8 protein-coding genes are annotated in these 7,621 nt (G+C 35.9%); 2 read left to right on the forward strand and 6 right to left on the reverse strand.

Going from position 1 to position 7,621, the window contains the following annotated elements; translation table 11 throughout:
* Positions 1-268: 268 nt before the first annotated feature.
* Positions 269-2,167, forward strand: coding sequence for a heavy metal translocating P-type ATPase (locus tag H9636_RS18610; RefSeq protein WP_191709048.1), 1,899 nt, complete (start codon positions 269-271; stop codon positions 2,165-2,167).
* Between the two features lie 37 nt (positions 2,168-2,204).
* On the opposite strand, the gene H9636_RS18615 is transcribed toward H9636_RS18610, so the two are convergent.
* A complete protein-coding gene (locus tag H9636_RS18615; protein ID WP_191709049.1) occupies positions 2,205-3,131 on the reverse strand; it encodes a YihY/virulence factor BrkB family protein in 927 nt (308 codons plus the stop codon).
* Between the two features lie 30 nt (positions 3,132-3,161).
* Entirely contained in the window at positions 3,162-3,491 is a 330-nt protein-coding gene (locus tag H9636_RS18620) for a YtxH domain-containing protein (RefSeq protein WP_191709050.1), read from the reverse strand.
* A gap of 173 nt (positions 3,492-3,664) precedes the next feature.
* Here H9636_RS18620 and H9636_RS18625 point away from each other — a divergent pair, with 173 nt between their 5' ends.
* On the forward strand, positions 3,665-3,886 hold the full coding sequence (locus H9636_RS18625) for a DUF1128 domain-containing protein (RefSeq protein ID WP_191709051.1): 222 nt from the start codon (positions 3,665-3,667) through the stop codon (positions 3,884-3,886).
* Between the two features lie 49 nt (positions 3,887-3,935).
* Here H9636_RS18625 and H9636_RS18630 read toward each other — a convergent pair whose 3' ends face one another.
* The 4 genes from H9636_RS18630 to motA all read right to left on the reverse strand — a co-directional run bounded on the left by H9636_RS18630 (position 3,936) and on the right by motA (position 7,559).
* Positions 3,936-4,856: a pseudouridine-5'-phosphate glycosidase gene (locus H9636_RS18630; protein ID WP_191709052.1), complete on the reverse strand. Its 921-nt coding sequence runs from the start codon at positions 4,854-4,856 to the stop codon at positions 3,936-3,938.
* Positions 4,853-5,944, reverse strand: a complete 1,092-nt coding sequence (locus H9636_RS18635; protein WP_191709053.1) for a PfkB family carbohydrate kinase — start codon at positions 5,942-5,944, stop codon at positions 4,853-4,855. Before H9636_RS18635 ends, H9636_RS18630 begins: the two co-directional genes overlap by 4 nt.
* A gap of 138 nt (positions 5,945-6,082) precedes the next feature.
* Complete coding sequence (motB, locus tag H9636_RS18640; protein ID WP_191709054.1) at positions 6,083-6,841, reverse strand: flagellar motor protein MotB; 759 nt, start codon at positions 6,839-6,841, stop codon at positions 6,083-6,085.
* A complete protein-coding gene (motA, locus tag H9636_RS18645; RefSeq protein ID WP_191709055.1) occupies positions 6,825-7,559 on the reverse strand; it encodes a flagellar motor stator protein MotA in 735 nt (244 codons plus the stop codon). Before motA ends, motB begins: the two co-directional genes overlap by 17 nt.
* Positions 7,560-7,621: the final 62 nt, after the last annotated feature.

Below are 7,621 nucleotides of genomic sequence, written 5' to 3' on the forward strand. Positions count from 1 at the left end.
AAAAAGGTGAATTTGAGTTTCCTCAAATTCACCTTTCTCACTATTTGAAGCTAGTTATGTCCCAGCCTCTTTTTCTTTTCCCATCCTCCTTCTTTCATCAATCTTTTTCATTAGCAAAATAAATATGTTTTACAATTCCAACAGCCTATATTATAATAATTACAAATTAATAAGAATTATTAAAAACTCATAAACTAATTGAAAACTATTATCAATGTTGAATTATATGAGTTTTGATATTGATATTCATTATCATAAGGAGGCTAATATGAATACTTCTAATCGAGAAAATAGTAATCTAATTGAGAATATAAAAGAACATAAAGAACTAATTGCTGCTTTACTATCAGGTTTGATTACATTACTAGCTTGGCGTATGGAGACAAACGGACTTTTAACAGCAGCGGTTATTGCTTATTTAAGTGCTTTTGTTATTGGTGGTTACGCAAAGGCAAAGGAAGGATTACTCGACACAGTTGAGAACAAAACATTAAATGTCGAGTTATTAATGGTGTTAGCTGCTATCGGTTCATCGCTTATTGGATATTGGACTGAAGGGGCAATTCTAATCTTTATTTTTGCTTTAAGCGGTGCTTTAGAATCTTACGCAATGAATAAAAGTCATCGTGAAATTTCAGCACTTATGAATTTACAACCGGAAGAAGCATGGTTAGTTCGCGGTGCCTTTGAACCAATGAAAGTTCCCGTTTCTACATTAAAGGTTGGGGATCACCTACTAATTAAACCAGGTGAACGTATCCCTGCAGACGGGCAAATCATTAAAGGTACTTCATCGATTGATGAATCGGCTATTAGTGGAGAATCTATGCCTGTCACAAAACAAGTTGGGGAAAATGTATATGCAGGTACGGTAAACTTAAACGGTACACTAACAATCAATATGACAAGACCCAATTCTGAAACGTTATTCCAAAAAATTATTACCCTTGTACAATCTGCCCAAAGTGAAAAGTCTCCATCCCAACAATTTATCGAACGATTTGAAGGGACTTACGTAAAATTTGTATTGCTAGCTGTTGGGCTTATGTTATTCCTCCCCCACTACTTACTCGGCTGGGATTGGACAACAACATTTTATCGTGCCATGGTTTTACTAGTAGTTGCATCACCATGTGCCCTTGTAGCATCGATTATGCCTGCAACCCTTGCTGCAATTTCAAATGGTGCGAGAAATGGTATTCTTTTTAAAGGTGGCGTCCATTTAGAACTACTAAGTTCCCTTAATCTTTTAGCAGTAGATAAAACAGGTACTTTAACGGTTGGAACTCCGACTGTTACAGATATTATCGTGAGAGAAGACTTAAACGAAAAAGATACAATGGCTACTTTAGCTTCGATTGAATCTCAAGCAAACCATCCACTCGCACAAGCGATTGTAAAATATGCTAAAAAAGAAAATATCGATACAATACAAGGTATTGAAATAGAAGATGTTCCTGGCTGGGGTTTAAAAGCGAATTACAATCATCATTCTTATCTCGTTGGGAAATCGGACTTTGTCGGTAGCGAAGAGGCAACAAACTTTGCAAACAATGCCGCAGAAAAGTTGGCTGAAGAAGGTAAAACCGTCATTTTTATGAAAGATGAACAAGGTATTGCTGCTTTAGTAGCGATGAAAGATACAGTCCGTGATGAAGCAAAAGAAGCTGTTAAGTTGTTAAAAGAGTTAGGAATCGAAGTTGCGATGCTTACGGGTGATAATGAAAAAACTGCTAGAACAATAGCAAAAGAAGCTGGTGTTAATGAATTTATCGCTGAATGTTTACCTGAAACGAAAGTAAATCATATAAAAAATTATTTACAAACACATCGAAATGTTGGAATGGTAGGAGACGGCATTAACGATGCTCCTGCACTAGCAACGGCTACTGTTGGTATTGCTATGGGAGGCGGAACTGATGTCGCGTTAGAAACGGCAGATGTTGTACTAATGAAAAATGACTTATCAAAAATTGCATATGCAATTCGTTTATCAAGAAAAATGCAGAAGATTGTTAAGCAGAATATTCTCTTCTCCATCTCTGTTATTTGTTTACTCATCATTTCGAACTTTATACAAGTAGTAGATCTACCCTTCGGTGTAATTGGGCATGAAGGCAGTACGATTTTAGTTATTTTAAATGGTTTGAGAATGTTAAAATCATAAACAATAAAAAGCTTTCGCAAAATTCTAGCGAAAGCTTTTATTCATTAAATCCTTTTTTAACTAATCTTCTTTTATGCATTGTAGCATTTAACAATCCGCCAAATATGAGAATCATCCCGGTGAAATATAACCAAAGCATTAAAATAATAATCCCTGCAATACTTCCGTAAGTTGAAGTATAGTTTCCAAAATGATTAACATAGTAAGAAAATCCATAAATTAGGACGACCCACGACACTGTTGAAAAAAAGGCACCAGGTAAAACACTAATCATATGCAATCTCGGTTCCGTATTCGGAATAATCCAATACATTAAATTTAAAACAATAAATATTAAAATAGGCGGTATAATCCACCGAACAAATCGCCAAAATTCTGAGAAGGTTTCTTCTACACCTAAATAATTGAATAATGAGAACGCAAATTGATGCCCTAAAATGGGAATTAATAAGGCTAGTAGAATGAGAAAGACTAGGGCGATAGTAAAGACGAGAGACCACGCCCGATTAATAAATCCAGGATTCCTTTTTGTTTCATAAGCGTCATTTAGTGTTTTAATTAACGCATTAACCCCTCGGGATGCTGACCAAATTGTACCAATAATCCCGATTGATAACAATCCACCACCTTGATGAGTCGTTAAAATTTCCGTTATCGTTCCTTGGGTGAGCAAAAATACTTCCGTTGGTACGATACTTTGAATGAAATCAAAAACATGTTCCTCTTCCAAATCAAGATAAGGTAGTAAAGTAACCATAAAAATGAGTAATGGAAAAAAGGACAATAGGAAGAAGTAAGCTAATTGAGCTCCCATTCCGGATATGTCTACATCTCTCATTCGAACAATTAAGTCTTGTATAAACCCTTTACCCGTTGTGATATCAATTTTAGATTTATCAGGGTCAATAAAGGTTTTTACTAAAGAAAACGTCTCCGATACTGATGACTTTTGCTCTTCGCCCATTTACGCTCACTTCCCTTCGAATTTATTTTATCATTCCTTTGAAGATGGGTTGGAAATGACATCCTTCGTATCCTTTACCATGCTTTGAATTGTATTTGGTATTTCCTTTACTTCGTTTAATTTACTTACAATCGTATTAATATTCCCCGAAAGATCATCATATAATTCTTGTGCCTCTTCTACTTTTTGTTCAATAAATTGTTGTAGTTCTTCTCGATTTTTTGCATAATAGACGAATGTATTTTTAACTTTTTTTGTTGTTTCGATTGCATGTTCTCTTGTTTTACGGTCAAACATACTTATAATAGCACCTGATACTGCTCCTACAACTATTGACTTTAATAATTTACTTTCACTCATTATGTTTTCCTCCTAAACAAGATTAAAACATTTTTCATGTATAATGGTAATTTCTTCTTCATAGTACCATTCTATAAAAAAATAATAGTTTTTTAAAGCAAGTACCAAATGTTATTGACAGGAAGGGCTAGTAATGAAATGATAAATTGGATACTTTGAAAGGTGGGGTCACAATGGATTTAACTAAACCATCGCGCGACAATGTCATCTATATGATCGAGCAGATTAAAGAAAAGCTTCGAATGGTCAATGTGGACGCTATGAAATCAGAGCATTTTACAGATGAAAAATACGAAGACATACTGTATCTTTACGAAATGGTAATGAAAAGAAATACTTTTAGCCCAAGTGAGATGCAAGCGATCGTTTCTGAATTAGGTGCATTACGTAAATAAAAGAAGTTTCCAACAAGGACAACATCCTCGTTGGAAACTTCCTTTTTTATTATTTATTTTTATTAGTGTTTAAGGCAATTGCAATACCCGCACCAATTCTAGCGTTATTTTTTACAAGGGCAATATTCGCTTTTAATGATTCACCTTCCGTTAATTCTTTCACTTTTCCAAGTAGGAATGGTGTCACATCTTTCCCTTTAATCCCCTTTTCTTCCGCTTCCTGTAGAGCTTCTCCGATAATGTTATTAATGAAGTTTGCATCAAGGGCATCTTCTTCAGGAATAGGGTTGGCAATGACTGCACCGCCGTTCAAACCGATTTCCCATTTTGCTCTCATCATATCTGCCACTTCTTCCACTGAATCTAGTCGGAAGTTAACGTTAAACTCACTTTCTCTTGTGTAGAAAGCAGGTAAAATATCTGTACCGTAACCAACAACCGGAACACCTTTTGTTTCAAGATATTCTAGTGTTAATCCGATATCTAATATCGATTTTGCACCTGCACATACTACAGCCACATTCGTTTGAGCTAGTTCTTCTAAGTCAGCGGAAATATCCATTGTGTTTTCTGCACCTCTGTGCACACCACCAATACCGCCTGTTACGAACAGTTCAATCCCTGCTAATTCGGCGGCAATCATTGTTGCTGCTACTGTTGTTGCCCCAATTTTCTTCGTAGCTAATAAATAACCTAAGTCACGGCGAGAAGCTTTTGCAACATTTTTTGCATTCCCGAACATTTCTAATTCTTCATCTGTTAAACCGATTTTAATTTTACCGTCAATAATTGCAATCGTTGCTGGCACAGCACCTAGATCACGGATAATTTGTTCAACTTCTCTTGCAGTTTGTACATTTTGTGGATATGGCATGCCGTGAGATATTATTGTTGATTCCAGGGCAACGATTGGTAATCCTTTTTCTTTTGCCTCTAATACTTCTTGTGAGAATGATAAATAATTTTTCAAAATTGTTCCCTCCAATGATTAATTTCATCTGCATTTAGTTCTTGTCTTACCGTTTTATCCGATTGTAAAGTTTTGGCAGCATTATATAGACCAAACTTTACCGCATCAGAAAATGATTCTCCATACAATACACCATGTACGAGCGCACTAACGAAAGCATCACCTGCACCCGTTACATCGACGACTTCCTCTATATTCACTGCGTCAAAAAGGTGAATACCATTCACATTACCAACGATAACCCCTCGGTCTCCTAACGTTAGAACAACATTATTTGCACCTTTTTCGAGTAACTTTTTCACACCATTTGTATAGTCGTGGTCACTCATCATTCGAATATTTAAATACGTCTCGGCTTCTTCTTTGTTGCATATAAAGTATGTAACACCGACTAAATCATCTGGCATGTTTTTCATTTTCGGTGCTGAAACCGGAACAATAACAAATGGGATATCTCTTAAACAGGCTAGATTTTGCAAATAAACTACCGTCTCTTTTGGGCAATTCAAATCGACAATAATACATTTAGCATTACTCAATATTGCTTCATGTTTTTGTAAAATGGACGGTTGAAGCTGATCATAAATCGACATATCTGCCATTGCCAATACAAGCTCTCCTGATTGATCTAACACCGCACTATAGGAACCAGTTTTTAAATGGGAAAAGATTTCGATATAACTTAGATCCATAAATGCCTTACTTTCTTGCTCAATAACTTTCGCATCTTGATCTTGCCCGAGTAGTGTAATCAGTTTCACGTCATTGCCGAGCCTACCTAAATTTTCTGCAATGTTCCTTGCTACACCACCAACACTCTCCGTTACACTTGAAGGGTTGGACGTCTCGTATTGAACACGACCTTCAATATGAAATTTTCGGTCAATGTTGGCACCACCAATAGCAACGACTGAATTTTTTTCCGGTAACACATAAGCTCGTCCGACTATTTCCCCTTTTTTAATAAGGCCAGAAATGATGTTGGCTAAAGCAGGCCTGGACATATTTAACTGTTCAGCCATTTCCTGTTGTGATAAAAAAGGATTGTTCTTTATCGTCTGAAGAACGAGTAGCTCTTTTTCATTCACTGACATACCACCTTATATGTACGATTGTTTTTATAATTAAACATTTGTTTAAAATTATAAACTTTTGTTTAAAAATAGTCAAAATAATTTTTAAAATAAAAAAACCCGAAAGTAATTTGTTTACTTTCAGGTTACTTACTATTGTTCCTTTACTTTTGTACCGTCCTCTAGAACAAGTTGTTGGATTAACACTTCTACACGACGGTTTTTCGCCCTTCCTTCTTCCGTATCATTCGAGGCAATCGGCGTATATTCACCATAACCTTTCGCACTAAAATACTTTGGATCTAGCTCAGGATTATGATCAATAATTAGTTTCATTAAATTAACAGCCCGCATCACTGATAATTCCCAGTTGGATTTAAATTCCTCTGTATTTTGAGGAACATTGTCCGTATGTCCCGTAACGACAATATAGCGGGCTGGATCCATTTGTAATAGTTTTGATAACTCATCCGCAATGTCTACATAATCTTGCTTCACATCTGCCTTACCTGGATCAAATAATATACTATCTCGAATCGTAATTAGCAATCCTTCGTCCGTCATTTTCGTAGCAAAAGTACTTTCTAATTCATTGACTGCAATAAAATTATCCACCCGCTCTTGGATTTCTTGTAATTCTCTTTGGTCTTGAACATAGGCACTTTCCGATATACTATCTGTGACAGTATCTGGAGACTCAACAACAGAAGAGTGTTCCATAAAACTATAACCACCATCAAATATTTCGCTAAACACTGCAGACATTTGTTCTAATTTTTCTTGGTCAACGGTACTAGAAGCAAATAACACGATAAACAATGCCAATAATAACGTTAATAAATCCGAGTAGGGTAAAAGCCATGACTCATCAACATGTTCTTCATGCTTTTTTCTTTTAGCTTTCTTTGCCAAGGCCACCCGCCCCGCTTTCATTCATAATTTTTTGGCGTTCTTCCATTGTTAAGTAGGAAGCTAATTTTTGTTCAATTACGCGTGGAGCTTCCCCTTCTAAAACGGATAAGATCCCTTCAATCATTAAATACTTTTGCTTTACTTCTTCTGCAGACTTACGTTTCAACTTATTAGCAAAAGGAGTCCATAAAACATAACCCGTAAAAATACCAAGTAATGTTGCAACGAAGGCAGCAGAAATGGCATGACCTAATTTATCAATATCACTCATATCTTTTAAAGCTGCAATTAAACCAACAACTGCTCCTAATACCCCTAAAGTTGGAGCATATGTACCTGCTTGAGAAAAGATTTGTGCGCCGCTAGCATGACGATCTTCCAAAGCTTCAACCTCTTCCGTTAGCACATCGCGAATATAATCCGCATTTTGACCATCAATTGCTAGCGTAAGGCCATTTTTTAAAAATGGGTCTTCTACTTCAGAAGCTTTCACTTCCAAAGCAAGTAAACCTTCTCTTCTTGCTAAGTCGGCCCATTCCGAAAACATTTTTATAATTTCTATATCACTCTTCAGTTTTGTTTCAGTAAATAAAATTTTAAATAATTTTGGTATTCGCTTTAATTCTTTTGTCGGGAAAGCAATTGTTACCGATGCAATTGTTCCTACAATAATGATTAAAAAAGCAGCAGGGTTAATTAAAACTGAACTGAACCCTATAAAGTAGACAGTTTAATTAAAAGGGAGTTCGCCACCTATTTTAAGCGGCGATTAGATGGCTT

The sequence above is a fragment of the Ureibacillus galli genome, from assembly GCF_014836845.1.
In the GTDB taxonomy this organism is placed as follows: Bacteria; Bacillota; Bacilli; order Bacillales_A; family Planococcaceae; genus Ureibacillus; species Ureibacillus galli.

What these genes read in the sequence shown, in the direction of transcription:
- H9636_RS18610 (WP_191709048.1), top strand. Translation starts at nt 269, where the DNA reads ATGAATACTTCTAATCGAGAAAATAGTAATCTAATTGAGAATATAAAA.
- H9636_RS18615 (WP_191709049.1), bottom strand. Translation starts at nt 3,131, where the DNA reads ATGGGCGAAGAGCAAAAGTCATCAGTATCGGAGACGTTTTCTTTAGTA.
- H9636_RS18620 (WP_191709050.1), bottom strand. Translation starts at nt 3,491, where the DNA reads ATGAGTGAAAGTAAATTATTAAAGTCAATAGTTGTAGGAGCAGTATCA.
- H9636_RS18625 (WP_191709051.1), top strand. Translation starts at nt 3,665, where the DNA reads ATGGATTTAACTAAACCATCGCGCGACAATGTCATCTATATGATCGAG.